Source organism: Streptomyces albipurpureus (assembly GCF_023701525.1).
GTDB lineage: Bacteria > Actinomycetota > Actinomycetes > Streptomycetales > Streptomycetaceae > Streptomyces > Streptomyces albipurpureus.
Genome location: NZ_JAMQAW010000048.1, coordinates 1 through 1,800, shown reverse-complemented (window position 1 = coordinate 1,800; position 1,800 = coordinate 1). Strand labels below are relative to the sequence as shown.

The window sequence follows — 1,800 nt, the reverse complement described above, 5'->3', positions numbered from 1 at the left end:
CGACACGGTGCACTACGCCCTGGACATGATCCAGGCATGGCTGGCCGACGAACGACTGACCGACACACGGCTGGTGATGGTCACTCGTGGTGCGGTGGCGGTCGGTGGTGCGGAGCGGCCGGATCTCGTCTTGGCGCCGGTGTGGGGTCTGTTGCGTACGGCGCAGACGGAGAACCCGGGCCGATTCGTTCTCGTCGACGTCGATGAGGATGAGCGTTCCCTCCGGGCCCTGCCTGCCGCACTCGTCTGCGGCGAGCCGCAGTTCGCGGTGCGTGGAGGAGAGGTTCTGGTGCCGCGGCTCGTTCGGGCGGCCGAGGCCGGTGGTGCGCTGACGCCTCCGGAGGGGGAGGCGGAGTGGCGCCTTGACGTGACCAGCCGCGGGACTTTGGACGCGCTGTCTCTGGTGGCGGCCCCTGAGGTGGTGGAGCCGTTGCTGCCGCATCAGGTCCGGGTCGCGGTGCGGGCGGCCGGTCTCAACTTCCGGGACGTTCTGATCGCGCTCGGTGTCTATCCGGGTGATGCCTCCATGGGGATGGAGGGCGCCGGGGTGGTGACGGAGGTCGGCTCGGACGTGACCGCAGTGCGGCCGGGTGACCGAGTGATGGGGATGGTGCCGGGGGCGTTCGGCCCTGTGGCGGTCACCGATCATCGCCTGGTCGTGCGGATTCCTCACGGTTGGTCGTTCGAGGACGCGGCGTCGGTGCCGATGGTGTTCGCGACCGCGTACCACGGCCTGGTCAACCTGGCGGGGCTGCGGCCGGGTGAGTCGCTGCTGGTGCACGCTGCCGCCGGTGGTGTGGGGATGGCCGCGGTGCAGTTGGCGCGGCACCTTGGCGCGGAGGTGTTCGGTACGGCGAGCACCGGCAAGTGGGCCGCCCTACGGGATTCCGGCCTTGACGACGAGCACATCGCCTCGTCGCGGACGCTGGAGTTCGAGCAACGGTTCCTGTCGGCCACCGAGGGCCGGGGCATGGACGTGGTCCTGGACTGTCTGGCCGGGGAGTTCGTGGATGCCTCGCTGCGGTCGTTGCCGCGCGGCGGGCGGTTCGTCGAGATGGGCAAGACCGACATCCGCGATCCCCAGGAGGTGGCCGAAGCCCATCCCGGTGTGGAGTACCAAGCGTTCGACCTGGCCGAGGCGGCTCTCGCGGATCCGGATTGGTTCCAGCAGATGCTGGCTGAGATCGTCGCGCTGTTCGAGCGCGGTGCGCTCACGTTTTCGCCGCTTCGGACATGGGACATCCGGCAAGCGCCTGAGGCGTTCCGCGTGGTCAGCCAGGCCCAGCACACCGGGAAGCTCGTCCTGACCATGCCCCCGGAGCGGGACCCGGAGGGCACGGTCCTGATCACTGGGGGCACGGGCACGCTGGGTTCCCTGTTCGCCCGCCATTACGCGGTGGCTCGGCAGGCCCGTCATCTGCTGCTGGTCAGTCGGCGTGGCCTGGAAGCTCCGGGCGCGCCCGAACTCGCCGCCGAGCTGCACGAGTTGGGTGTTCAGGTAACCATCGCCGCCTGCGACACCGCCGACCGCGACGCCCTCGCCGCGCTGTTGGCGGCAATCCCTGAAGAGCATCCGCTCACTGGGGTCGTGCACGCCGCCGGCGTACTCGACGACGGAACGATCACTGCTATGACCCCCGAGCGGGTTGAGAGTGTGTTTCGTCCGAAGGTTGATGCTGCGTGGTATTTGCATGAGTTGACTCGTGGGTTGGGTCTTGCTGAGTTTGTTGTGTTTTCGTCGTTTGCGGGTGTTGTGGGGAGTGCGGGTCAGGGGAATTATGCGGCGGCGAGTGTCTTTCT

The 1,800-nt window shown here is 68.3% G+C and carries 1 pseudogene; it reads left to right on the top strand.

Annotated elements, in window-relative coordinates:
• Positions 1-16 precede the first annotated feature (16 nt).
• Positions 17-1,800 (top strand): annotated as a pseudogene (locus NBG84_RS31660) (MDR/SDR family oxidoreductase); the annotation flags it as partial.